Origin of the sequence: Dietzia timorensis, from assembly GCF_020742175.1 — a bacterium.
GTDB lineage: Bacteria > Actinomycetota > Actinomycetes > Mycobacteriales > Mycobacteriaceae > Dietzia > Dietzia timorensis_A.
In genome coordinates this window covers 1-24,025 of the sequence record NZ_DYXM01000051.1, presented here as the reverse complement: position 1 = coordinate 24,025, position 24,025 = coordinate 1, and the positions used below count along the sequence as shown (strand labels likewise).

Genomic DNA, 24,025 nt, shown 5'->3' with positions numbered 1-24,025 from the left:
GGCGGCGAGCTATCAGTACTCCGGCGGGTCCGAGGCGGGGAAGGACTCCCGGCCCCACTCGTCGGCCATGTCGTCATCGTGATCGTGCTTGACCTTGACCGCAGCCTCGTCGTCGGGGTCCGGTGTGGGTACGTGGTCTTTTTCTCCGGCGGTCATTATTCGCCTCCGCTGTGTTCGTTCAGCTCGACTTGCGCTGATGTTTAAAGCGTAGCCCTGATGTCAATGGTCGCGGCAACGAATTTGCGAAGTATCGGCGACGAACCTGCAACGAATCCGCGGCACAGCGACAACGCGAAGAACCTCAGCCCCGGGGGATCGGCGCGTGCAGCGTCCGGTGATGTTCGACGAAGCCGAGCTCGGACCAGAGCGCGAGCCCTGCGGTGTTTCGCCTGAACACGTGCAGGTGCGCGGTCGATGCGCCCTCGCCGCGCGCCCATTCGGCGAGCGCGACGACGACGTCCCGCGCGAGACCACGGCGTCGAAAGTCCGGTGTCGTCTCGACGCAGGAAATCCCAAGCGTCGTGGGGCCGGAGTCCGCGGCGGATAGGCTGCCGCGCGCGATCGCGGCGAGCTCACCGTCGATAAGGAGATGTGCGAAGCGAACGCCGTCGGTGTGGGCGGCGAGTGTCGGCGCGACGATATCGCGGCTGAAGGTTGCCGTGCCGTGGTACGCGGCGAGGAAGCCGTCCGAGGGGGTCTCGGTGAGCTCGATCTTCGCGCCCGGCGGGAGGGCCTCGCCGACGGAGCCGGCACCGCCGGCCGGAGAACCGGCGCCCGTCGACGACCCCTCGGGCACGAGCGCATCGAGCGCCGCCGTGCGCACTTCGAGTTCCCCGGATCCGGCGGCCTCCATGGCGGAGGCGGCGTCCGACGTCATACGTGAACCGTCCACGAGCAGCTGATCCGCGGCCACGAGGCGGCGCGGAAGCTCGACCCACGCGGGGAGGGCGCGCGCGGAGTACCACTCGGCGATCTCGGCGAGGTCGGTGTCGACGGCCCACGGGTGGACGGGTACCGCGGCGCCGTGGCGATAGGACCACGAGTCGCCGGCGCGGCACATCCAGCCGCCGACGATTTCGGTCTCCGTACCCGGCCAGCCGCGCCCCGCGGCCGAGGTCAACGCGCGGATATCGCGCACCATCACCGGCCGTGGCGGCAACACCTTGAGCACCGCGATGTCGGCGTCGGGGATCTCCACCTCGCCGCCCGATTTCGGCCGCACCCGAAGCGGTTCCAGACCCGTCACCTCGCCGAGCACATCGGTGTACAGATGCGAGGTGTCGCCGTCTCGCAGGTGCCGGCGGACCATCACTCGCACGCCGATGCGCAGCTCGCGGCCGTCGTTCCAGCGGGAATGTTCAGTCATTTGCGAACGGGTCGGGATCGGTCGCCGGGTCCCAGCTCAGGCCGGGTACGCCCCAGCCGTTGTCGCGGATCGCGCGCTTGGCGGCCTTCTTGTGGCGCCCGACGAGCAGGTCGGTGTACAAGTAACCGTCGAGGTGGCCGACCTCGTGCTGCAGGCAGCGCGCGAAAAAGCCATACCCCTCGACCGAAACCTCCTCGCCGTTCTCGTCGATTCCCGTGACACGCGCCCACGACGCGCGCCCGGTCGGGAAGTTCTCGCCCGGCACGGAGAGGCAGCCCTCGTAGTCGTTATCCGGGTCCGGCATGGTCTCCGGGATCTCGGAGGTCTCGAGCACCGGATTGATGACGGCGCCCTTCCGATTGACGAATCCGCGCGCGTCGAGCTCCGCCTTGGACATCACCGAGCCGTCGGCGTTGTCCATATCCGGGCAGTCGTAGACGAAGACGCGCTCGGCGACGCCGATCTGGTTCGCGGCCAGGCCCACGCCGTTGGAGGCGGCCAGCGTGTCGAACATGTCCGTGAGCAGCTCGGCGAGGTCCGCCGCGGACGCGGTGGTCGGCGGGATGGGCGAGTGCAGAACTGGCTCACCGGCAATCACGATCGGGCGTATCGACATGGGCGAAACTTTACCCCGCCCACCCGGTGTACATGCCACCGAGCACTTTCCCCGGGTACTTACAAGCGTGTAACTTGGTGGGATAACAGATGTCGCTTCGATGCCTAAGGAGGCCCGATGAGCGCACCCACACAGCAGCGCGCGGAACAGGGCGCGAAGGAGTTGTCCGAGCGGGACATCGCGATGCTCGATTTCGAGCGCCAGTGGTGGCGCTTTGCCGGGTCGAAGGAAGAGGCGATCCGCGCGAAGTTCGACATGAACGCCACCCGCTATTTCCAGCTGCTCAACACCCTTCTCGACTCCTCGGAGGCGCTGGAACACGACCCGCTGCTCGTCAAGCGTTTGCGCAGGCTAAGGGATTCGAGGCAGAAGGCACGCGCGGGACGCTCCACCGGAATGCGGTTCGATTAGCTTAATGTTCGGGTAGGTGTTTGAAGTCAGCTCGCCGCCCCAGCGCCTTCTCGTCCTTGGCGTCCGTACCGGCCAGCTGCCACATGGCCGACAGTCATGTGCGAAGGAACGAGAGAGGACACGATGAGCGACCCTCGTTACCCAGGCGAGTTCGACTCGCAGGGCTATGACCCTAACGGCTACGGCGAACCGAACGCGGCCGATCCTTATGCGGACGGCGCGCACTCCGGTCACCACGCGCCCAGCGAGGGGCCGGGGTACGACGCTTACGACGGCTACCAGCCCGATCGCCCCACCGAGGGCACGTACAGCCACGAGGACGCGGCGGGCTGGGACACGCCCGCCGGCGATCCCTCGGTCGAGCCGTCGGAAGACGCCGACGAGCTCGCCAGTGGCGTTCCCTATCGCGCTATCGCGATGGTGCTGCTCACGCTTGTCGTGATCGCCATCGCCATCGGCCTCGTCCAGCTGTTCACCGGCTCGGACGACGACAATTCGGCCGAACCTGCCTCCCAATCCGTGGTCGAATCACCGTCTGACGCCGGAGGTGCCGATTCCGCCGAGGGGTCCGCGCCCGGCGGCACCGAAGGACAGCAGCAGGACGGCACCGGTCAGCAAGGCGGCGCGGACGCCGAGGCACCGGCGAACGAGGCGCAGAACGGACAGAACGGCGCCGCGGCCGGCGAGAACGGCGCCGGAGCCGCCAATGGAGCCGCAGGACCCGGCGAGGTCCCGGTCCGTGTCTACAACAATTCGACGATCTCCGGCCTCGCCGACGATGTCGCCGGCACGCTGCGCGGCAGCGGCGCGGACGTGAAGGAGGTCGGCAACTACTCCGAGGGCAACGTGCCGACCTCGGGCGTCTACTACGGCGAGGGCGCGGGCGAGAAGGCCGAGGCCGAGCGAATCGCCGGGGAACTCGGCATCGAGGCACGGCCGCGCTTCGAGGGCCTCGGTGATGCCGCTCCGGGCGTCATCGTCATCGTCACCCAGGACATGCAGGGCCGCTAGGTTCTTCCGGCCACCCCGATTCGCAGGGGCGCATTTGTGCCCAGTTCCATACGGCGGGGGCTCGGCCGATAAGATGGCCGTAAGCCCACTGTAAGAGACCTACCAGGAGCGCCTCATGGCTTCGCGTTTTTCGACTTCCACCCGCGTGGCAATCGCCGCGCCCGCACTCGTGCTGGCGGCGGCACTGGCCGCGTGCTACCCGCCGAACGAGAAGCCTTCCGAGAACACGGGCGAGTACACGTTGCCGTCGTACTCGGAGCCGGCCGCTGCCGAGTCGGATGCACACGGCGAGGCGGGGCACGGCGAGGAGGAGTCGGGCGACGCCCCGGTTACCGTCACGGTCACCGAGCAGCCGGGCGCAGCAGGCGCCGCCGCCGAGCAGCAGGCGGGCGGCGAGCAGCAGACGGGCGGTGCCGCCCAGCAGCAGATGCTGGGCCAGGAAGGCGCACAGGGTGCTGTGCCCGGCGCGGCCGGCGGCCAGCAGGCCCAGGTTCCGGCAGGACAATAATCAGTCCGAGAGCCGCCCGGTAGCTTTTTGAAAAGCCGGGGAGCTCGCGAGAGGTATTCTCGCGTGCTCCCCGGCTTTTTCGCGTCCGTCTTCGTCGATCGCGGCTGTGTGTGTCAGGCGTCTTCGAGGGGGTCGGACTTATCGCGGCGGACTTGCCCGGACTCGTGGTAGGCAACGTTGGAGACGCGATTGGCCACGACAGGCGCGGTGATGATCGCGAACAGGCCGGCAAGCAGGAACACCCCGACCTCCAGTGGCTTCTGCAGACGCAATGCGGCGCCCGCGAGAACCGAAACGAGCCCGAGTACCTGCGGTTTGGCTGCGGGGTGCATGCGCGTGAGCGAATCCTTGAAGCGGACGAGCCCGACGCCGGCGGCGAGGGTGAGAATGCAGCCGAAGAGGATGAGCAGTACGCCGACGACAGAGATGATGTCACTGACCATTCTTCTTCCCCTTTTCGTCGTTCATCGCGTTCGGCATGGAGTGGGCGGCGGCCTGACCGGCAGCCGATCCACGCTCGACGGCGCCGAGTCCGGCCGGTACCACGTTGCTGTCCGGCACGCGGAAACGCGCGACGGACACCGAGCCGAGGAATCCGATGAGCGCGAGCACGAGCACCATCGGGATCGGCGTGGTGTCGAGGGTCCACGCGATGTACAGCGCGACGCCGCACTGCGCGGTCGCCGAGATCGTGTCGAGGCTCATCACGCGGTCGATACTGTTCGGGCCGATTGCCATGCGGAACATGGTGAGCAGCAGCGACGCACTGAGCACGCCGGCGCAGATGTAGAGCACTACCTGTTCAAACGTTTCCATGGTCGCTACCGCACCTCCGAGTTGGTTTCGAATTCGGCGCCGTCCACGAGCCACTCGTCCTTGATCGCCGGCGCGACGGGAGTCGTCCGGCGGGCCTGCTCGAGGCGCTCAAGGTTCTCCCGCGGCTCGAAGGCGCGCACATAGCGCCACTCGATCGCGGCGATGTTCTTATAGAACTTCTCGACGTCCTTCTGTGAACCGGCCTCGAAGACGTGCATGATCACCTGCCGATTGCGTTCGTCGATGCGCACGACGATGCCGCCGGGGATGATGTTGAGCGTATTGACCGCGAGCGAGAGTACAAAGTCCGATTCGAGGCGCATCGGCGCGACGAGCAGCGCGGCGGTGGGCTTTCGCCAGGGGCTCAGCGACACCCAGGCCACCTCGACCGAGGAGATCGTCACCTGCCCGAGCACGTAGAGCACCAGACGGATGGCGTCGAACAGGTGGAGGGTGCCGATCACCTTGCGCCGGGGTAGCGGGAACACGACCATCACGACCAGAGCGATGCCGAATCCGGAGACCCAGGTGCCGAGGCTCGTCGGGCTGCCCCACATCAGGACCCAGGCGAATGCCAGCCAGCAGCCCGTCGCCACGCGTAGACCGAGTCCTTTGAAGTCGCGCATTACCGGCCTCCCTCGGCACTTTCTTCCGCCGCGGCGCCGGCGGCGGCCCTGTCGGCGGGACGTTCGGCGTCAACGGCGTTGCTGCCGCGCGTGGTGTCGCGCCCGGCCTCGGCGGCGTCGGGGCCGACGGCGTCGATGTATTCGGTGCTGCGCAGACTCTGCGCGGCGCGGTCGGTGACGTCGAGTAGCGGGCCGGCAGCGAAGGTCATCACCAGCGAGACGCCGATGAGCCCGACAGTCGGTGCGACCATCGTGAACGGCATGCGCCCGGGCGATTCACGTTCCTCCTGCTCGACTCGGTCCTTCGCGGGCAGCAGCGAGACGGGGAACGCGTCGACCGCGCCCTCGGGCGAGTCGGCGCTGGGCCGCCAGAACGCTTTCGACCACACGCGCACCATCACGTACAGCGTGAGCAGCGACGTGATCACCGAGCCCGCGATAAGCGTCCAGGCGAGCACGGATCCGTCCTGCGCCCCGGCCCGGATGACGGCGAGCTTGCCGATGAACCCGGTGAACGGCGGGATTCCGCCGAGGTTGAGAGCGGGCACGAGGAACATTACCGCGAGGAAGGGGCTGGCCATGGCCAGGGAACCGAGGGTGCGCAGGGACGAACTGCCCGCCTGACGTTCGATGAGACCGACGATGAGGAACATCGAAGTCTGCACGAGAATGTGGTGCGCGACGTAGTAGATCGCCGCCGAAAGCCCCAGCTCCGACGACAGCGCCACGCCGAACGTCATATAGCCGATGTGGCTGACCAGCGTGAACGACAAAATACGTTTGATGTCCGACTGTGCGATGGCACCGAGAATGCCCACGAGCATCGTGAGTAGCGAGGCCACCATGAGCACCGCGTCCATCGATCCCCCGGGGAACACCACCGAGTGGACGCGGATGATCGCGTACACGCCGACCTTGGTGAGCAGCCCCGCGAACACCGCGGTGACCGGCGCCGGCGCGGTGGGGTAGGAGTCCGGCAGCCACGAGGACAGCGGGAAGATCGCCGCTTTGATGCCGAACGCGACGAGGAACACCGCGAAGATCGCGTTGCGCACGCCGTCACCCACATCGCCCATGCGCATGCCGATGTCGGCGATGTTGAGCGTGCCCACGGCGGCGTACGTGAGCGCGATGGCGACGAGGAAGATAAGCGACGACACCATCGACACGACCGTGTAGGAGACGCCGGCGCGCACGCGCGACTGGGACGCGCCGAGCGTGAGCAGCACGTACGAGGCGGCGAGGAGGATCTCGAAGCCGACGTACAGGTTGAAGATGTCGCCGGCGATGAAGGCGTTGTTGAGGCCCGCGGCTAGTACGAGGTAGGTCGGCAGGAAGATCGAGACCGGCTGTTCTTTACTGCCGTCGCGAATGCCCTGTCCGACTGCGTAGATGATCACCGACAGCAGCACGAGCTGCGAGACGAGCAGCATGAACGCCGACAACCGGTCCACCACCAGCGAGATGCCGAACGGCGACTCCCAGCCGCCGACCTGCACGACGCCGACGTCGTAGGTGTCGGCGAGCATGAGCAGACCGAACGCCATCACGGTGGTCAGCGTCAGCGTGAGCAGCGTGATCGTGTTCTGCAGGGTGCTACGCCGCGAGACGATGAGGCACAGCGCCGCCGCGAGCAGCGGCGCGAGGAACATCGCGGGGATGAGGATCGGGAAGAGATCGGGGGAGAGCGTCATCTATTTCTCGCCTCCCTCGTTCGTGTCTTCTTCGGCTTCCTTCGCGTCGCGCTTGGCCTGGGCATCGAAGTCGTCGATCGAGTCCGAGTACTCGAGCTGATCGCCGAGTTCGGTCGGCTCACCGGTGAGGGGGTCGTCCGAGCGGTCGCGGTCGGGCGCCGAGGACATGTCCTTCGGCGAGCGCGAGGCGACCTTGGTGTCCTCGGGGTCGTCCTCGACCTCGTCGTCGGTGGTGAACTGGTACGAGCGATACATCAGCGTGAGCAGGAACGCGACGACGCCGGCCGTGATCACGATCGCGGTGAGGATCAGCGCCTGCACGACCGTGTCGACATCGCCGGCGCCCTCGATGTTGCCGCGCCCGAGGATCGGCGGATTCCCGGGAGGCCCGCCCATCGCGAGGATCAGCAGGTTGATGCCATTACTCAGCATCATCAGCCCGAGGATCACGCGCAGCAGCGTGCGGTCGAGGATGAGGAAGACGCCGCCGGCGGACAGCACGCCGCACAGCAGGAGAATGCCGAAATCTGCAGTCATCTACCGGTCTCCCTTCTGTGCGCCGTCGTCCGTCGCTTCCTTGCCGGATGACGTCGGACCTGCCGAGTTCTCCGCGGCGACGGGCATTTCGTGCAGGTGGACTGGGGGCGCCTTCTGGGAGGCGGCGTTCTTGTCGTCGTCGAGCAGCGAGAAGCGGCCGAGCGGCAACGAACCGGACTTCGACATCTGGCGCCGGGACAGGCGCTCGCGCAGCTCGGTGACGTCCCGGGCGTCGAGCTCGAGGCGGGCGCCGAGCGAGCGCAGGATGTCGAGGACCAGCCCGACGACCACGAGGTAGATGCCCACGTCGAAGATGAGTGCGGTGTGGAACTTCACGTCCCCGAACACCGGCAGCGTCGCCTCGAACACGGCCGAGCTCAGTGGGGGCGCGCCGAAGAAGATCGAGACGGCCGCAGTGCCCGCCGAGATCATCAGGCCGGCGCCGAGAAGCCGGCCCGCGTCAAACGGGATGGTCTCGCCGAGCTCGTAGCGTCCGCCGGCGAGGTAACGCAGCAGCAGCGCGAGCCCGGCGACGAGGCCACCGGCGAAACCGCCGCCGGGGTTATTGTGACCGGCGAAGAAGAAGAACAGCGAGAGCACCATCATCGTCGGGAAGACCACGCGGGTGGTCGCCTCGAGCACGAGCGAGCGTGCCTCCGGATCGCGCACCGACGCCCCGCGCAGGAAGCCGCCGAGATGATCGGTGCCGTGCTTGCGCGCGGCGCCGAGGGCGCGGCGCCCGGACCGGGTCTTGGCGGCATCCGCGAGGCGCGGTCCGGAACCGTAGCGGCCGATGCGGAACACGAGCGAGGCGACTCCGGTCGCGGCGACGATGAGCACCGTGATCTCGCCGAGCGTGTCCCACGCGCGGATGTCGACGAGGGTGACATTGACCGCGTTCTTGCCGTCGCCGAGGAGGTAGGCGATCTCGGGGAAGCGCATACCGATGGGGTCGGCGACGCGCGCGTTGGAGGCGTAGGCGCCGATGATCATGACGGTGACGCCGACGCCGATCGCGACCCACGCGCGGGTGCGGATGAATCCGCTCATCTTCGCCATGTTCGGCGGCAGGGTGCGCAGCACGAGCACGAACACGACCATCATGAGCGTCTCGACGAGCACCTGCGTGACCGCGAGGTCCGGGGCGCCGTGGAAGGCGAAGATCGCGCCGACCGCGAAACCGGTGACGGAAACACACACGACCGCGGCGAGGCGGTTGTGCAGCACGCACGCTGCGAGCACGGCAATCGTGACGGGGATGATGAGCGCGTAGATCACCGGCGCCGCCGCGAGCTCGACGCGCAGCCCCTCGCGGGTGCCGATGAGCAGCGACATCATGGGGAACACGACGAACGTCGTCATGATGATAATGATGTTGAGCGGCAGCGAACCGCGCTGGATGAACGCGGTGAGCCGCAGCGACGCCTTGTCTCCGAGGCGGAGGACCTCGTCGTAGATGCGGTCTGCGTTACCGAGTGCCGGCTTGTTGAACTGGAGACGCTCGACCGTTCGCTGGGTGACGTAGAGAAGGACACCGAGCAGGTACACCACGGCGGTGAGGAGCAGCGGGAGGGTGAACCCGTGCCACAGGCCGAGGTGGTACGGGTGGTCCGAGGTCCACTTCGAGCCGGGCGGGAAGACGACGTCGACGAACTGCGTGAACAGCGATTCCAGCGGCGCCGAGTACAGGCCGAAGGCGAGCCCGCCGAGCGCGAGAAGCGCCGGCACCGAGAGGAACCCGAGCGATGGCGCATGCGACGCGGACACCGCGGGGGAGCGGCCGAAGCTATGGCTCGCCTTGCTGCGCAGCGCACCCATGACCAGGCGCGCCGAGTAGGCGAAGGTGAGCACGGAGCCGATGACAAGGACTCCGGCGATGACGGGGCCCGGCATTCCGTGCAGGCGCGGATCGGTGAGCACCGTCGAGAACGCGGCCTCCTTCCCGACGAAGCCGATAAACGGCGGAAGGCCAGCCATGGAGGCCGCGGCGAGCACGAAGAACGTGGAGAACACCGGCCAGCGGCGGCCGAGGCCTGACAGGTGGCGGATGTCGCGGGTGCCCGTCTCGTGGTCGATGATGCCGACCGACATGAACAGAGCCGACTTGAACAACGAATGCGCGACGAGCATGGCGAGCCCGGCGAGCATGGTGTCGCGTGAGCCGATGCCCACGAGAATCATGAGGAAGCCGAGCTGGGAGACGGTGCCGAACGCGAGGATCAGCTTGAGATCGTATTCGCGCAGGCTTCGCCAGCCCGCCATGAGCAGGGTGACGGTGCCGAGGCCGATGAGGACGATCTGCCACGTCGGCGAACCCGAAAGGCCGGGCGACAGGCGCGCGACGAGGAAGATGCCCGCTTTGACCATCGCCGCCGAGTGCAGGTACGCGGAGACCGGCGTGGGCGCGGCCATGGCGCCGGGAAGCCAGAAGTGGAAGGGCGCGATGGCCGATTTCGTGACCGCACCGAGGATGACGAGAAGGAGCGCGACGCGCACGGCCGTCCCGGAGGGCTCGGCGGCGACGACGTCACTGAGTAGGTATGAGCCGACGGTCTCGCCGAGGATGACGACACCCACGAGCATCGCCAAACCACCGAGCGTGGTGACCATCAGGGCCTGCGTCGCGGCACGGCGGGATGTGGCGCGTTCTGCGTAGTGCCCGACGAGCAGGAACGACAGCACCGAGGTCAGTTCCCAGAAGATGTACATGAGCAGCATGTCGTCGGACACGACGAGGCCGAACATGACGAACGCGAACGCGGTGAGCTGTCCGGCGAAAAGATGCAGGCGGGGTTCGTCGTCGGAGAAATAGAAGGTGCAGTAGAACAGCACGAGCGCGCCGACGCCGAGCGCGATAAGCGCCATGAGCATCGACAGGGCATCCATGCGCAGCGTGAGCGAGAGCGAGAGGGATTCGACCCAGCTGTAGCTCACCTCGGGCTCTGTTCCCCATTGCGTGAGCACCCAGACCGCGCCTGCGGCGGGTACGAGCGCGATGATCGGAAAAGCCTTGCGGCCGAGAACGCGCGTGAGCGGGACCGCTAGAAACGATGCAATGAAGAGGGACCCAAGAACATAAAGCACCTTCTGCCCTCCGAACGAAGTTTCGATTGTTTACGAAATGAAACCTTCGCCAGTATAGCGAAACGACGTTATCGGCCCGCAGCCGGAAGGTGTGATCATCAACCCGAAAACTTAGCCTGAGCACGCTAAATAAAACTGACTAGGAGTTTTGCTCCATGCACGGTTCCCGTCGGTTCTTCAGTACAGCCGTGCGATCGCCGACAGCATCGCCCTGACGGACGCTTCGGCGCTGTTTTCGCCGAAGCCGATCGCCCAGGCGCCCGTGGTGTTGCCTCCTGTGGTGCAGAAGAGCATCGTCGCCCACGTGGAACCGCGGTGGTGCTGGTGGAAGCGCTCGATCTCGATACCGAAACCCAGGCCGTGCAGCATTTCGCTGCACGCGGCGATTGCGCCGGAGGCGGTGGTCTGCGCGCGGACGGCGGAAGCGTCGGGGCAAGTCGTGCTGAAGATCGCCTCGAAGCGGTGCTCGCCGCGGCCGAGCGCGCGTTCGTGCCAGTCGCGCAGTCGCAGCGGGCCGTTTTCCGGGGCGTAGGTGGAGCAGAAGGTGCGCCAGGTCATCCCTGTCGATTCCGCGGCGAACGCCGGCGGCAGTGGACGCTCGAAGCGCCGGGTGTAGGGGTGGATGCCATGTTCGGTGGCAGTGCTGGATGACGTCGTGGCGCCGGAAGCCGCTCGGGCGGCGGTGAAAGTGTGGGTGGGCTGTTCCATCGTTCTGAAGTCTTCCTCGTGAAGCGGGAGCCTTTGGGGCTGCGACCGACATACGACGAGGAGACGCGAGCGAGGTGTCGGTCCTAGTGCTGGACCTCGCTGCGTCTGCCTACGAGGAGGATGGAAAAGCGCATGCCTTGAAATTAGACCGCGCGAGGACGGAAGGCAAGACTTTCGGACGCGAAATTCCGCACCGTGGGATTTCGCCGAGCGCGGTGCTAGTCGCCGGACCGGGAATCGGCGTAGGTGCGCAGGGACTCGACCTGTACTGGATCGAGGGAGGGACGGACCGACTTGCGGGCGGCGGTGATGTCCTCGCCGGTGACCTCGGCGGCGTCGAGATCGCGGCGCATCGCCGTCATCGCGGCCTCGCGCAGCAACGCGGCGCAATCGGCGGCCGAGTAACCGTCGAGGTCGGCGGCGAGGGCGTCGAGGTCGACGGATTCGGCGAGAGGCACATCGCGGCCGGCGGTGCGGAGGATGTCCCCGCGCGCGTCGGCATCCGGCGGCGGAACGAACACGAGGCGCTCGAGGCGGCCGGGGCGCAGGAGCGCGGGGTCGATGAGCTCGGGCCGGTTGGTCGCGCCGAGCACGGCGACGTTGGTCAGCGGCTCGGCGCCGTCGAGCTCGGTGAGCAGCGAGGCGACGACGCGATCGCCGACGCCGGAGTCCGAGGACTGCCCGCGGCGCGGGGCAAGCGCGTCGACCTCGTCGAGGAAGATGAGCGACGGCGCAGAATCGCGGGCGCGCTGGAACAGCTCGCGCACCGCCTTCTCCGAGGAGCCGACCCACTTGTCCATGAGCTCGGCGCCCTTGACGATGTGTACCGTGAGCTGGCCGGACGCGGCGAGCGCGCGGACGAGGAACGTCTTGCCGCACCCCGGCGGCCCGTAGAGCAGCACCCCGCGCGGCGGCTCGATGCCGAGGCGCTGGAAGGACTCGGGGTGCTGGAGCGGCCACAGCACGGACTCGGTCAGCGCCTGGCGGGTGTCGACCATGTCGCCGACGTCGTCGAGGGTGATCGAACCGAGGGAGACTTCCTCCATGCCCGACCGCGACATCGGCCGGATGACGCGCAGCGCGCCGTCGAGATCGTCCTGCTCGATGCGCGGGCCCGAATCCTCCCCGGTGTCTTCCACGGTGTCCTCGCCGGCGCGGCCGGCGGCGCGCATCCCTGCCTCGCGGCACAACGCGCGCAGATCCCCGGCGACGTAACCCGGGGTGCGCGCGGCTATATCCGCGAAATCGAGTTCGCCCTGCGGGACGTCCGCGAGCAGCGTCTCGAGGATGCCCTCGCGCGCCACCGCGTCGGGGAGCGGAAGGTCGAGCACGCGGTCGCAGAGGTCGGGGGCGCGCAGGCGGGAGTCGGCGGACTCGGCGGACACGGCCGTGACGACGAGCGCGGCGCCGGGGGCCGCGGCGACATCGCGCAGCTCGGAGAGGATGAGCGTGGCCACGGGTTCCGGGGTCGAGGGCAGAAGCGCGTCCACGTCGTTGATGAGCAGCACACCGCCGCCCGAGCGCACCTCCGCGGTGAGCGCCTGGACGGCCTCGAGACGCTGCTCGGACGAGAGCGAACCCGTGAGAGGCCCGTCGAGCGCCACGCACGTGCGGTCCCCGCACACACTGCGCACTACGGTCGCCTTACCCACCCCCGCCGGGCCCGTCACCATGACGCCGAGGTGCGCCGCCGCGCCGAGCGTCTGGAGTAGCTCGGGCCTGTCGAGTGCGAGGCGCAACCAGCCCGCGAGTGTTTCTGCCTGCTCGGTGACGCCGACGAGCCGGTCGCGGTCGACGAACTCGATCTCGGCGCGCGCGAGGTCGGCGATCGAGGATGACGCGGTGGACGTGGATTGCGCCGCTGCGGCCGCCGAGGATCGCGCCCGCGTGGCTGTGCCCGTCCCTGAGGAAGGGGAGGAGTGGGGGCGAGAGGATGTGGCGTCCGACGTCATGGGCGAAGTGCCCGAACCGGCGGGGGACGGGGACTCCGAGGAGGCGTCGGAGACCCAGCGCACGGCAGTGGACGGGCGGATCGACACAGAGCCGGCGGGTTCGGTGCCGGTGACGGTGATGAGCTGCGAGGACCACGCCGCGCCGAGGTAATTCGACAGGGTGCGCGTGGTGTCGCCGGTGGGAAACGACGGGCCGAGGTCGCGCGGCATGAGGGTGAGCGAGTCGCCGACGCGGGCGACCTTGCCGAGCAGCGCCGAACGCAGAACGCGCTCGGTGACGGTGGCCTGGGCAAGGCGCGGGCCGTCGACGACGACCTCGGTGGCGCCGATGACCTCGGCGGGGCGCACGATGACGCGACTGTCGTCGGTGAGACCGCAATTCGCGGCGACGACCTCGTCGACGATGCACAACGCCTGCGAGGTGTCCATCGGCGAGGCGGCCGCGACCGCGGCGGTGGTGCGCGCGCCGACGAGCTCGAGCGCGTCCCACTGCCGCATCCCCAGGGCCGTGAGGACCTCGGGGTGGAGGCGGACGATGCCGCGCCGCGCGTCGGAGGCCGACGCGAGCACGCGCAGGGTCAGGGTCAGCTCGGCGGAGTCAGTCACACGTTTCAGCGTAATGGAGCGGCGGCATGGGACGCGCGGGGCCGGGCTTCGCTGCCCGCGCACGGTACGAACCGGCATTGCCCGGCGAATTCTCCGTAGGGTGAGAATCATGTTCGGCTTCAACGACAGCGCACGCAGGATTCACCGACTCGAGGCCCAGGTGGCCGCGCACGAGCACACGATCGCGCAGCTGGACGCGAAGGAGGCGGTCGAAGGTGGACTCTGAGGTCGACGTCATCATCGTCGGCGCGGGCCTGGCCGGGCTCGGCGCCGCCACCCAGCTGCGCCGCGCCGGAAAATCGGTCCTCGTGCTCGAGGCGAGCGACCGCGTCGGCGGCCGCTGCAAGCCCGGCGAGATCGCCGGTCGTCGGATCGACCACGGTGGGCAGTGGATCGGCGCCGCGCACCACCGCTACCGGGCGGCCGCGAAGGAACGCGGCATCGAGCTCGCGCCACAGTTCGGCGACGGCGACGCGATGCTGCACCGCAGCGGGAAGGCGAAGTCCTATTCGAGTGTGCTTCCGCCGCTGCCGAAGGTGGCGCTCGCCGAGGCCGCGCTGGCCCAGAGGCGCATTGCCTCCGACGTCAAAAACCTTCCCGAAGGGGCGCTTCCGCACCTGGCGTCGCGGGCCGCGATGCTCGATGCGCTGACCGTCGAGGGCTGGCTGCGGCGGAACGTGCGATCGGTCCCCGCGCGTGAATTGCTCCGCGCGGCGATCGCGGCGATTGTCTGCGCCCCGCTCGCGGGAGTGTCCTACCTGCACTTTCTTGAGATCGTGCGGCAAAGTGGCGGATTTGATTCGATGATCGCCGTCGAAGGCGGGGCCCAGCAGGACGTTGTAGTCGGCGGCGCGTGGAGCCTGCCCGAGGCCGTCGGCGAGGAGCTTTCCGGCGAGCTGCGGCTCGAGCAGCCGGTGCGAAAAATAGTGCAGGATGACGCCGGAGTTTCCGTATATACAGACGCCGCGGAATTTCGAGCACGGTGGGCGATCGTCGCCGTCCCGCCTCCGCTCGTGGCCGAGATCGAGTTCTCGCCGGCGCTTCCGGCGCGGCGCCGGAGTCTACTGCGGCGCCAGCTCATGGGCGAGGTGATCAAGGTGCACGTCGCCTACGAGACGCCATTCTGGCGAAACGGCGGGCTCAGTGGTTCGGCGCTCGGACTGGGCCTGTCGGTCGGCGTCGTCTTCGACCCAGGGCAAGGCGAGGGCGCGCACGAAGGGGCCGGCGTACTCGTCGCTCTCATCGAGGCCGAGCACGCGACGCGGCTCACGGACATGGCCGCCGAGGACCGGCGCGAGGAGGTGGTCGGCGACCTCGTGGCGATCTTCGGGGAGGCCGCCGCCGAGCCGGTCGACTACACCGAATGCGTGTGGAGCGAAGAGGAATGGGCGCGTGGAGGATATGCGGCGTACCTCGTGCCCGGCGCGATCACCGCACACGACGCCTCGCTCGCAGAACCCCATGGCCGCGTGCATTGGGCGGGTACGGAAATAGCCCGTGAGTTCACGGGCTATTTCGAGGGTGCGCTGGAATCGGGCGCGAGGGCCGCCGCGGAGATCATCCACCCGGGCAGCACCACAGAGCCGGAGCGCTCCTAGGCGTCCGCGCCGACCGGCTCGACCTTCTTTTCCACGGTTTCCTTGAGCGCGTGCTCCTTGACGAAGGACATGATGATCGCCGCGACGACGCCCAGCGGTGCCATCCACAGGAAGATCGGCAGCAAGGCGTCGTTGTACGCCGTCACGATCGGCAGGCGGAGCGCATCCGGCATGCCGTCGACCATCTCGGGAGTAAGCGACGTTCCGCCACCGCTGCCGGCAGGCGCATTTCCACCCAGCGCTTCCATGAGATTGGACATCAGCCGCGAGGCGAACAACGCGCCCACGAGCGCCGAGCCGACCGTTGCACCGACCTGGCGGAAGTAGTTCACCGACGCCGTCGCCGTACCGACGATCGCGCCGGGGAAGGTGTTCTGCACGATGAGGGTGAGGATCTGCATGGACAGGCCGACGCCCATGCCGAGCACAGCGAGTGCACCGAGGAGCTCCCAGCGCGGCGACTCCGGGTGCAGGTTCGACAGCAGCAACATGCCGAGCCCCATGATCAGCGTGCCCACGACCGGGAAGAACTTGTACTTGCCGGTGCGGGAGACGAAAATGCCGGAGCCGATCGAGAAGATGAGCATGCTGCCCATCATCGGGGTCATGAGCAGACCGGCCATCGTGGCCGAAACCCCGGTGACCATCTGGATGTAGGTCGGCATGTAGCCGAGTGAGCCGAACATCACGATGCCGACGCAGATTGCGGCGAGGACGCACAGTACGAAGTTGCGCTCGAAGAACAGCTGCATCGGGATGACCGGGCTCTCCGCGCGAAGCTCGGTGAAGACGAAGGCAACGGCGAGGACGACGGTGGCGATGAGGAGCCCGATGATGGGCGCCGACATCCAGTCGTAGCGGGTGCCGCCCCACGTGCACAGCAACACGAGTGTGGTGGTCGCGCCGGCGACGAGAACCATGCCGAGGTAGTCGAGCCGCGGCATGTGCTTCGACTTGACGTGCGGGATGTTGAGGAAGATCGACACCAGGATGATGGCGATGATGCCGATCGGAATGTTGAACCACATCGCCCAGCGCCAGCCGGGCCCTTCGGTGAACCAGCCGCCGAGGAGCGGGCCGGCGACCGAGGACACGGCGAAGACCGCGCCCATGGCGCCCATGTACTTGCCGCGCTGGCGGGCGGGGACGACGTCGGCGATGGCCGCCTGCGACAGAATCATCAGACCGCCGCCGCCGAGGCCCTGGATGACGCGGGAGACGATGAGGATTTCGATGGAGCCGGCGAGTGCGCCGACCACCGAACCGATCATGAACAACCCGATCGCGGTGAGGATCACCGGGCGGCGGCCGAAGAGGTCGGACAAGCGACCGTACATCGGCATGACGACGGTGGAGGCGAGGATAAAGCCGGTGATAACCCAGGTCATCTGATCGACGCCGTCGAGCTCGCCGACGATAGTCGGCAGTGCCGTGGCGAGAATCGTCTGGTTCAGGGAAGCGAGCAACATCGTGGCCATGAGGCCGATGAAGACGGCGGCTACGTTGACGTGCGGGGTTGAGTCGGCCCCGGGATCGCCGGGAGCCTCCTCGAGTAGCACGCCGTCTTGTGGCGGGTGGGAAGACATGATTTACCTCGTGCGTTTATCGTGTGCCACCGATCGGGCGGCGAAATTCTAAGGTGAAATTTAAGATACGACTCTGTATCTTGACAATCCGATACTAGGCGCATTGAATTGGATACGCAAACGTACCTAAAGGAGTCGTGATGTCCACCCGTCGGAGAGGAGAAGATCTCGAGAATGCGCTGTACAAGGCCGCGTGGCAGGAGCTGAGTGAGTCGGGTTATTCCGGGATCACATTCGAGGCGGTCGCCTCGCGAGCCCAGACGTCGCGGGCCGTGCTCTACCGGCGTTGGGCGGACAAGGGCGAGCTCGTGCGTGACACGATCGCCCACCATTTCAAGCTCTTCGCGCGCAGCGTCCCCGACACCGGTTCGTTCCGTGGGGATTTGATCGCCCTACTTGAGCAGTCGAACGCGACGCGGGAGCACATGCTCACCGGGATTCGCGTGCACCTGAGCGGGTATTACGAGGCCACAGGACAGAGTCCCGCCGAGCTGCGCAAGCACGTGCTCGGGGAAGGGCCAGACGTGCTGGAGGTGGTGTACAGCCGCGCCATCGAGCGCGGTGAGGTCGACCCGGAGAAGGCGACACGAATGGTGCGCAAGGCGCCGTTCGCTGTGCTCCGCAGTGAGATCATGACCACCCGGGACCGGGTGCCGCACGCCGTGCTCGAGGAAATCGTCGACACCCTCGTGCTTCCGCTGGTCGCGCCCGCGCACAGCACGGTCTGAGCGCGCGGGCGGTTTGGACGCTATCGCCGCTCGACGAGCTCGGCGCAGGCCTCCCAGAGTTTTTCGGCAACTCCGACGTCATAGCTGCGCTTATTCGACGCGACCGGGCGCGGGAAGCCCTGAACCTCGCCAGGCCCATCGGGGCCGATGTACCAGCCGCCGGGCAGATCCGGTGCCGTCGCCGCGTAGAGCTCGGGCAGAGCGCCGCGGTTGGGCGGCTGCGCGATAAGCGGCAGGGAATTGCCGAGCTTCATGATTTGGCGCACCACCGGGTTGCCGCTGTGCGTCTGCAGGTTCGTGGCCGAATACCCCGGGTGCGCGACGACCGCGCGCAGCGACGAACCCTCGCGCACGAAACGGCGCTGCTGCTCGTAGGCGAGCATGACGCACGCGAGCTTCGACTGCCCGTAGGCGAGCCACGAATTGTAGGAGCGCCGCTCGTAGTTGAGGTCGTCGAGGTTGATCCAGCCGAGCTGATGCATGAGCGAGCCGAGCCAGACGACGCGGTCGGTGATCTTGTGCTCGAGCTCCGCGGTGAGCGCGAAATGCCCCAACACGTTGACGCCGAACTGCTGCTCGAAGCCCTGCTCGGTGCGGCCGAGCGGGACGTCCATGACGCCGGCGTTGTTGATGAGCACGTCGACGCCGCGGTCTTCGATGCCGGAGACGAACGAGTCGACCGAGCGAAGGTCGCCCAGGTCGAGCTCGTGGACCTCGGCGAGCCTGCGAGAGTCCGCGGGCAGCTCCTCGCGCGCCGCCTCTGCCTTCTCGATGTTGCGGCACGCCATGATGACCCGGGCGCCGGCGGCCGTGAGCGCCTTGGTGCTCTGCAGGCCGAGCCCCGAATTCGCGCCCGTGACGACGAAGGTGCGCCCGGTCTGGTCGACGATATCGGCTTCGGTCCAACGTTGAGTTGCCATGGCGCCCATTAAACACAACTCGTGCGCGCGGCGCGCGGATCCGCGACGCTCAGGCGGCATGGGAAAAGCGCTTGCGGTATGACGTCGGCGTTGTCGAAAATGCCGCGGCGAAGCTCTGTCGAAACGTTACGGGACTGGCGAATCCGCAGGTTCGTGCGATCCGGTCGATCGTCCACCCGGTCGTCTCCAGCAACCGGCGGCCCTCGTCGAGCCGGCGCGCCGCGATCCACCGCGCAGGGCTCGTCCCGGTGGCCTCGCGAAAGCGGCGGGTGAAGTTGCGCGTGCTCATCTGCGTCCTGGCCGCGAGGGTCTCGACCGTCAGGGAATGTTCGAGGTTCGCGACGATCCATTCGAGAAGGTCGCTCATCGGCCCGTGCTCGGACGGAGTGGGCATAGGGCGACGAATGTATTGGGCCTGCCCGCCGTCGCGGTGTGGGGCGATGACGAGTTTCTGCGCGACCGCCGCGGCGTGCTCCGCCCCGAGCTGGGTCCGCACGAAGTGCAGGCACGCGTCGAGCCCCGAGGCAGTGCCGGCGGAGGTGAGAACGTCTCCGTGGTCCATGTACAAGGCATCCGCGGCCACCTGTACCCGCGGGAACGATCGCGCCAATTCCTCGGCGCCCGACCAATGGGTGACCGCGGCGCGGCCGTCGAGGATTCCGGACGCCGCAAGGGGGAAGGCGCCAAGGCACAAGCCGACGACCTGCGCGCCGTTCGTGTGGGCGCGGGATACGCCTTCGCGGAACCATCCCTCTACAGGTCTGAAGTCGGAATGCCACGACGGGATGACGACGACATCGGCGACGTCGAGAGCTTCCGGTCCGGATAGCGCCGCCAGCTCGACGCCTTCGGCTGTGCGAACGGGGGAGCCCGTGTCGCTCCACACGGTGAGCGTCCAGTCGCTTGCGGCGGGGAGCTTCGCCGCCTCGCCGAACACCGACAGCGGCGCCGCAGCGTGGAACATCGAGATGCCGTCGAATACGTAGATTGCGAAGTTCATAGCTCAGTTGGCCCGATTCCATCGAAGGTGTGCCAGAAAGACACTCGCGAGTATAGGTCGTGTCCTTCACGATGGATGGTGACCGGGAACGAACCGCCCAATCCCAACCAATGGAGGATCACCATGACCACCCCGAATCGCGCGCTCGTCATCATCGATGTCCAGCAGGAGTACTTCGATGGTCCGCTCGCTATCGCCCACCCGCCGCGAGAGGAATCTCTCTCGAACATCCTCGCCGCCGTCGACGCCGCGACCGAGGCGGGAATCCCCATCGCCTCATTCGCGCACATCTACCCCGAGGGGGCGCCCGTGTTCGCCGAAGGGAGCGAAGGACAAAAGCTCCATCCCGAGATCGCGCGCCGCGAAGCCGGCGAATGGAAGACCGCGACCAAGACGGTGGCCAGCGTGTTCTCCGAGTCGGACCTTGCGGAATGGCTTCGTTCCAAGAACGTGGACACCGTCACCCTTGTCGGGTTCATGACCAACAACTGCGTGATCGGCACGGCTGTCACCGCCGAACCGCTCGGCTTCTCCGTCGAGGTGCTCTCGGACGCCACCGGCGCGATCAACCTGAAGAACGCGCAAGGTGACGTCCCCGCGAAGGCCGTGCATGAAACCCTCATGGTGCTGCTCAATTCGAACTTCGCCTCCGTCGCAACGACGGCCGAGTGGACCGCGGCTCTGGGAAACGAAACGTCGCTGGAAGGCAGCAACCTCGTGGCCTCGGCGACGGGAGCCTAGTAGGACCTGCCCTTCCGACGGCAATTGTTACGGGCCGGGCGCGGGCACGAAACACAGTCGTTTCACGCCGTTCACGGGAGTAAACCTCGTCGAAATGCCGCGCGCATAGCGTCGGACGCATCCACTGCGGAAAGGATGTGTCGCGATGGCGCGCTCACACGTGATCGAGAATTGGAACCCCGAGGACACCAAAGCCTGGGAAGCGGGCGGCGAGAAGATCGCCAGGAGGAATCTGCTGTGGTCGGTGGTCGCCGAGCACGTCGGGTTTTCGGTGTGGAGCCTGTGGTCGGTGCTCGTGTTGTTCATGCCCGAGGACGTCTACGGGCTCAGCGCGGCCGATAAATTTCTCATCGCGGCCACCGCGACCGCGACAGGCGCGGTGCTACGGCTGCCCTACAGCCTCGCCACCGCGAAGTTCGGCGGCCGCAACTGGACCGTGTTCTCCGCCGTCGTCCTTCTCGTCCCCACCGGTGGTGCGCTGCTGCTCGTGCTCGACCCGGGCCACGCACTGTGGGCGTATCTGATCGTCGCCGCGCTCTCGGGCTTCGGTGGAGGCAACTTCGCGTCCTCGATGACCAACATCAACGCCTTCTTCCCGCAGCGCCTCAAAGGGTGGGCGCTCGGCCTCAACGCCGGCGGCGGTAATCTCGGCGTGCCCGTCGTGCAGCTTCTCGGTCTGCTCGTCATTGCCACCGTCGGTAATACGCGGCCGGAGATCGTTTGTGCGGTGTACCTCGTGCTTCTTGCCGTCGCGGGCGTCGGCGCGGCGCTCTACATGGACAATATCGACGGGCGCACCGCGGACCTCAAATCCCTCGGCGCGGTGATGAAGTACCGCGATTCCTGGCTCATCTCGCTGCTCTACATCGGTACCTTCGGTTCGTTCATCGGCTTCTCCTTCGCCTTTGGGCAGGTGCTCCAGCAGCACTTTCTCGCGGGCGGGGATAGCCCCGGGCAGGCGACGCTGCACGCCGCGCAGATCGCGTTTCTCGGTCCGCTGCTCGGCTCCATCGCCCGCGTGTACGGCGGAAAGTGGGCGGACCGTGTCGGCGGCGGCCTCGTCACGGCCGCGGCGTTCGTCGTCATGCTCGCCTGCTCGATCGCGCTCGCGGCGGTCGATTCTCTGCCGGTGGTCGTCGCCCTGTTCATCGTTTTGTTCATCGCCTCGGGCGTCGGCAACGGCTCGGTGTACAAGCTCATCCCGGACAGCTTCGAGGCGGTGTCGTGGAAGAAGGTCCACGATCAGAGCCTCGAACCGGGGCGCCGCCGCGAGTTCTCGCAGGTCTCATCGGGCGCACTTATCGGTGTCGCCGGGGCGATCGGCGGTCTCGGCGGCGTCGGCATCAATATGGTGCTGCGCCAGTCCTACCTCGACACCGGCGACGCCTCCTCGGCGTTCGCGTTCTTCGCGGTGTACTACGTGGTTGCCGCGGTGATCACCCTGTCGTTCTTCACCACGGTGCGCCGCCGCACGAGCACCTCGCAGGCCTGCGCCTCCCTCCCGGGCGGAGAACGCCCCGCCAACGCTGCAGACCCTGCCCTGGTGCGCCAGAAATGACCCGCGCCGACACCCACTGCCCCTACTGCGCGCTGCAGTGCGGGATGGCGCTGTCTCCCACAACCCCTACGCAGGATGACGTCGGACGCCGCGCCCCGCTCGAGATCACCCCGCTCGACTTTCCCACCAACCGCGGACGGCTATGCCGCAAGGGTTGGTCGGCAGCGCAGGTACTCGACACCGGCGATCGCCTGACGACTCCGCTGCTCCGGCGCGGCGGAAAGGAAGGCGAGCTCGCGCCCGCCACGTGGGATGAGGCCTTCGACGTCATCGCCGAGGCGGTGCACCGGGCGAGCGCGGGCGGCACCGAGCCCGACCGTGTCGGCGTGTTCGGGGGAGGCGGGCTGACCAACGAGAAGGCGTACATGCTCGGCAAGTTCGCCCGGCTCGGGCTCGGTACCTCGCAGATCGACTACAACGGCCGCTGGTGCATGTCGTCGGCGGCCGCGGGCGCGACGCGATGCTTCGGTCTCGACCGCGGCATGCCGTTTCCGCTCACCGATCTCGACGACGCCGAAGCGATCCTCTTTGTCGGAGCGAACCCGGCGGAGACGATGCCGCCGATGGTCACGCACCTGGATACGGCGACAGGCGCGGGCGGGCTCATGGTCGTCGACCCCCGCCGGAGCGTCACCGCGCGCCTCGCGGATGAGGCCGGAGGGGTGCACCTGCAAAATCGCCCCGGCACCGATGCGGCGCTGGCCGCGGGGCTGCTGCACATCGCCGTCACGCGCGGGTGGGCCGACAGCGAATACATCCGCGACCGCACCAGCGGGTTCGACGACGCGTGGGCCGTGGCCTCGCAGTGGCTGCCCGAGCGGACCGAGGCGGTGACCGGGGTCGGCGTGCCCGCGCTGCGCGCGACTGTCGAGCGGCTCGCGAAGGCCGCGCGGGCGGGGCGCGGCGCCTACGTGCTTACCGCGCGCGGCACCGAGCAGTCCTCGCGCGGCACCGACACCGTGGCCGCGTGGATCGCGCTTGCCCTCGCCCTCGGGCTGCCTGGCCGCGAGCGCTCGGGATGGGGCACCATCACCGGGCAGGGCAACGGGCAGGGCGGGCGAGAACACGGGCAAAAGTGCGATCAGCTTCCCGGCTACCGCAAGATCACCGACCCCGCCGCGCGCGCCCACGTCGCCCACGTGTGGGGCGTCGAGTCGGGCGAGATCCCCGGGCCTGGGCGAAGCGCGTTCGAGCTGCTCGACGCCTGCGGCAGGGATCTCGCCGCCGACGGCGAGCCCGGGGTGCGCATGCTCTTCGTGCACGCCTCGAACCCGGTCGTCTCGGCGCCCGATGCCGCCCGCGTCGCCGAGCGCCTCGGCGAACTGGACACTCTCGTCGTCGCCGACTTCGTGCCCTCGGAAACCGCGCGGCTGGCCGACGTCATCCTGCCCGTCCGCCAGTGGGCGGAGGAAGAAGGCACCGTGACCAACCTCGAGGGCCGCGTGCTGCGCCGGCGCCGCGCCGCCGAGCCTCCCGAGGGAACGCGCGACGAACTCGACATCCTGCGCGCCCTCGCCGAGCGCCTCGGCAAGCCCGCGCACTGGTTTCCCACCGACCCCGCGGAGGTCTTCGACGAGCTCGCCCGCGCGTCCGCCGGCGGTGCCGCGGACTACTCGGCGATCTCCCACGCCCGGCTCGACGCCGGAGAGGCGCTGCACTGGCCGTGCGGCAAGGACGCGCCCGGCGGGACTCCGCGGCTGTTCCTCGACTCCTTCGCCACCGACGACGGGCGTGCCCGATTCTCACTGCTCGTGGGCACTCCCGACACCTTCGACACCCGTGTCGCCGAGCGCCAGGTCGTGCTCACCACCGGCCGGCTGCTCGGGCATTACCAGTCCGGCGCGCAGACCCGCCGCGTGCCCGAACTCCTGGGCACCGACCCCGAGGCCACCGTAACGATGCACCCCGACACCGCCACCACCTTCGACCTCGTAGAAGGGGCGATGGTGCGAATCCGCG

General features: G+C 67.8%; 22 protein-coding genes. 8 read left to right on the top strand and 14 right to left on the bottom strand.

Annotation, left to right across the window (positions count from 1 at the left end):
* Window positions 1–12: 12 nt before the first annotated feature.
* From K8V11_RS02605 to K8V11_RS02595, 3 genes are all read right to left on the bottom strand, one after another.
* The gene (locus K8V11_RS02605) at window positions 13–156 is read right to left on the bottom strand and encodes a hypothetical protein (protein WP_197487678.1); all 144 of its coding nucleotides are present in this window, start codon (window positions 154–156) and stop codon (window positions 13–15) included.
* Window positions 157–301: 145 nt separating this feature from the next.
* Entirely contained in the window at window positions 302–1,366 is a 1,065-nt protein-coding gene (locus tag K8V11_RS02600; protein ID WP_303910655.1) for a GNAT family N-acetyltransferase, read from the bottom strand.
* On the bottom strand, window positions 1,359–1,982 hold the full coding sequence (locus K8V11_RS02595; RefSeq protein WP_303910654.1) for a peptide deformylase: 624 nt from the start codon (window positions 1,980–1,982) through the stop codon (window positions 1,359–1,361). Before K8V11_RS02595 ends, K8V11_RS02600 begins: the two co-directional genes overlap by 8 nt.
* Window positions 1,983–2,099: 117 nt before the next feature.
* Here K8V11_RS02595 and K8V11_RS02590 point away from each other — a divergent pair, with 117 nt between their 5' ends.
* The 3 genes from K8V11_RS02590 (at window position 2,100) to K8V11_RS02580 (ending at window position 3,912) form a co-directional block, all read left to right on the top strand.
* Window positions 2,100–2,393, top strand: coding sequence for a DUF3263 domain-containing protein (locus tag K8V11_RS02590; RefSeq protein WP_303910653.1), 294 nt, complete (start codon window positions 2,100–2,102; stop codon window positions 2,391–2,393).
* A 123-nt stretch (window positions 2,394–2,516) separates the two neighbouring features.
* Window positions 2,517–3,404 (top strand): LytR C-terminal domain-containing protein, encoded by an 888-nt coding sequence (locus K8V11_RS02585; protein WP_303910652.1) that lies wholly within the window; start codon window positions 2,517–2,519, stop codon window positions 3,402–3,404.
* A 115-nt stretch (window positions 3,405–3,519) separates the two neighbouring features.
* Window positions 3,520–3,912, top strand: coding sequence for a hypothetical protein (locus K8V11_RS02580; protein ID WP_303910651.1), 393 nt, complete (start codon window positions 3,520–3,522; stop codon window positions 3,910–3,912).
* Between the two features lie 113 nt (window positions 3,913–4,025).
* Here K8V11_RS02580 and K8V11_RS02575 read toward each other — a convergent pair whose 3' ends face one another.
* The 8 genes from K8V11_RS02575 to K8V11_RS02540 all read right to left on the bottom strand — a co-directional run bounded on the left by K8V11_RS02575 (window position 4,026) and on the right by K8V11_RS02540 (window position 13,935).
* The gene (locus K8V11_RS02575; protein ID WP_303910650.1) at window positions 4,026–4,355 is read right to left on the bottom strand and encodes a monovalent cation/H(+) antiporter subunit G; all 330 of its coding nucleotides are present in this window, start codon (window positions 4,353–4,355) and stop codon (window positions 4,026–4,028) included.
* Entirely contained in the window at window positions 4,345–4,728 is a 384-nt protein-coding gene (locus K8V11_RS02570) for a monovalent cation/H+ antiporter complex subunit F (RefSeq protein WP_369693022.1), read from the bottom strand. Before K8V11_RS02570 ends, K8V11_RS02575 begins: the two co-directional genes overlap by 11 nt.
* A gap of 5 nt (window positions 4,729–4,733) precedes the next feature.
* Window positions 4,734–5,354 carry a Na+/H+ antiporter subunit E gene (locus K8V11_RS02565; RefSeq protein WP_303910649.1) on the bottom strand — a complete coding sequence of 207 codons (621 nt, stop codon included), beginning with the start codon at window positions 5,352–5,354 and terminating at the stop codon, window positions 4,734–4,736.
* Window positions 5,354–7,048 carry a Na+/H+ antiporter subunit D gene (locus K8V11_RS02560; RefSeq protein WP_303910648.1) on the bottom strand — a complete coding sequence of 565 codons (1,695 nt, stop codon included), beginning with the start codon at window positions 7,046–7,048 and terminating at the stop codon, window positions 5,354–5,356. The genes K8V11_RS02565 and K8V11_RS02560 overlap by 1 nt, the downstream gene beginning before the upstream one ends.
* A complete protein-coding gene (locus K8V11_RS02555) occupies window positions 7,049–7,585 on the bottom strand; it encodes a Na(+)/H(+) antiporter subunit C (protein ID WP_303910647.1) in 537 nt (178 codons plus the stop codon).
* Window positions 7,586–10,669 carry a Na+/H+ antiporter subunit A gene (locus K8V11_RS02550; protein ID WP_303910646.1) on the bottom strand — a complete coding sequence of 1,028 codons (3,084 nt, stop codon included), beginning with the start codon at window positions 10,667–10,669 and terminating at the stop codon, window positions 7,586–7,588.
* A 177-nt stretch (window positions 10,670–10,846) separates the two neighbouring features.
* Entirely contained in the window at window positions 10,847–11,377 is a 531-nt protein-coding gene (locus tag K8V11_RS02545; RefSeq protein ID WP_303910645.1) for a hypothetical protein, read from the bottom strand.
* 218 nt (window positions 11,378–11,595) lie between these two features.
* Window positions 11,596–13,935 (bottom strand): AAA family ATPase, encoded by a 2,340-nt coding sequence (locus tag K8V11_RS02540; protein ID WP_303910644.1) that lies wholly within the window; start codon window positions 13,933–13,935, stop codon window positions 11,596–11,598.
* Between the two features lie 215 nt (window positions 13,936–14,150).
* On the opposite strand from K8V11_RS02540, the gene K8V11_RS02535 reads away from it, so the two are divergent.
* Window positions 14,151–15,533 (top strand): FAD-dependent oxidoreductase, encoded by a 1,383-nt coding sequence (locus K8V11_RS02535; protein ID WP_303910643.1) that lies wholly within the window; start codon window positions 14,151–14,153, stop codon window positions 15,531–15,533.
* Here K8V11_RS02535 and K8V11_RS02530 read toward each other — a convergent pair.
* Complete coding sequence (locus K8V11_RS02530; RefSeq protein WP_303910642.1) at window positions 15,530–17,119, bottom strand: MDR family MFS transporter; 1,590 nt, start codon at window positions 17,117–17,119, stop codon at window positions 15,530–15,532. The genes K8V11_RS02535 and K8V11_RS02530 overlap by 4 nt on opposite strands.
* A 140-nt stretch (window positions 17,120–17,259) precedes the next feature.
* On the opposite strand from K8V11_RS02530, the gene K8V11_RS02525 reads away from it, so the two are divergent.
* The gene (locus tag K8V11_RS02525; RefSeq protein WP_303910641.1) at window positions 17,260–17,847 is read left to right on the top strand and encodes a TetR/AcrR family transcriptional regulator; all 588 of its coding nucleotides are present in this window, start codon (window positions 17,260–17,262) and stop codon (window positions 17,845–17,847) included.
* A 20-nt stretch (window positions 17,848–17,867) separates the two neighbouring features.
* Here K8V11_RS02525 and K8V11_RS02520 read toward each other — a convergent pair whose 3' ends face one another.
* Both K8V11_RS02520 and K8V11_RS02515 read right to left on the bottom strand, forming a co-directional pair.
* Window positions 17,868–18,767: an oxidoreductase gene (locus tag K8V11_RS02520; protein ID WP_303910640.1), complete on the bottom strand. Its 900-nt coding sequence runs from the start codon at window positions 18,765–18,767 to the stop codon at window positions 17,868–17,870.
* Window positions 18,768–18,816: 49 nt separating this feature from the next.
* Entirely contained in the window at window positions 18,817–19,767 is a 951-nt protein-coding gene (locus tag K8V11_RS02515) for a GlxA family transcriptional regulator (RefSeq protein WP_303910639.1), read from the bottom strand.
* A gap of 123 nt (window positions 19,768–19,890) precedes the next feature.
* On the opposite strand from K8V11_RS02515, the gene K8V11_RS02510 reads away from it, so the two are divergent.
* From K8V11_RS02510 to K8V11_RS02500, 3 genes are all read left to right on the top strand, one after another.
* Window positions 19,891–20,508, top strand: a complete 618-nt coding sequence (locus K8V11_RS02510; protein ID WP_303910638.1) for an isochorismatase family protein — start codon at window positions 19,891–19,893, stop codon at window positions 20,506–20,508.
* Window positions 20,509–20,653: 145 nt separating this feature from the next.
* Window positions 20,654–22,066 (top strand): MFS transporter, encoded by a 1,413-nt coding sequence (locus tag K8V11_RS02505; protein WP_303910637.1) that lies wholly within the window; start codon window positions 20,654–20,656, stop codon window positions 22,064–22,066.
* Window positions 22,063–24,025, top strand: a 1,963-nt coding sequence (locus K8V11_RS02500; protein ID WP_303910636.1) for a molybdopterin oxidoreductase family protein, incomplete at its 3' end; no start/stop codon positions are given. The genes K8V11_RS02505 and K8V11_RS02500, both read left to right, overlap by 4 nt.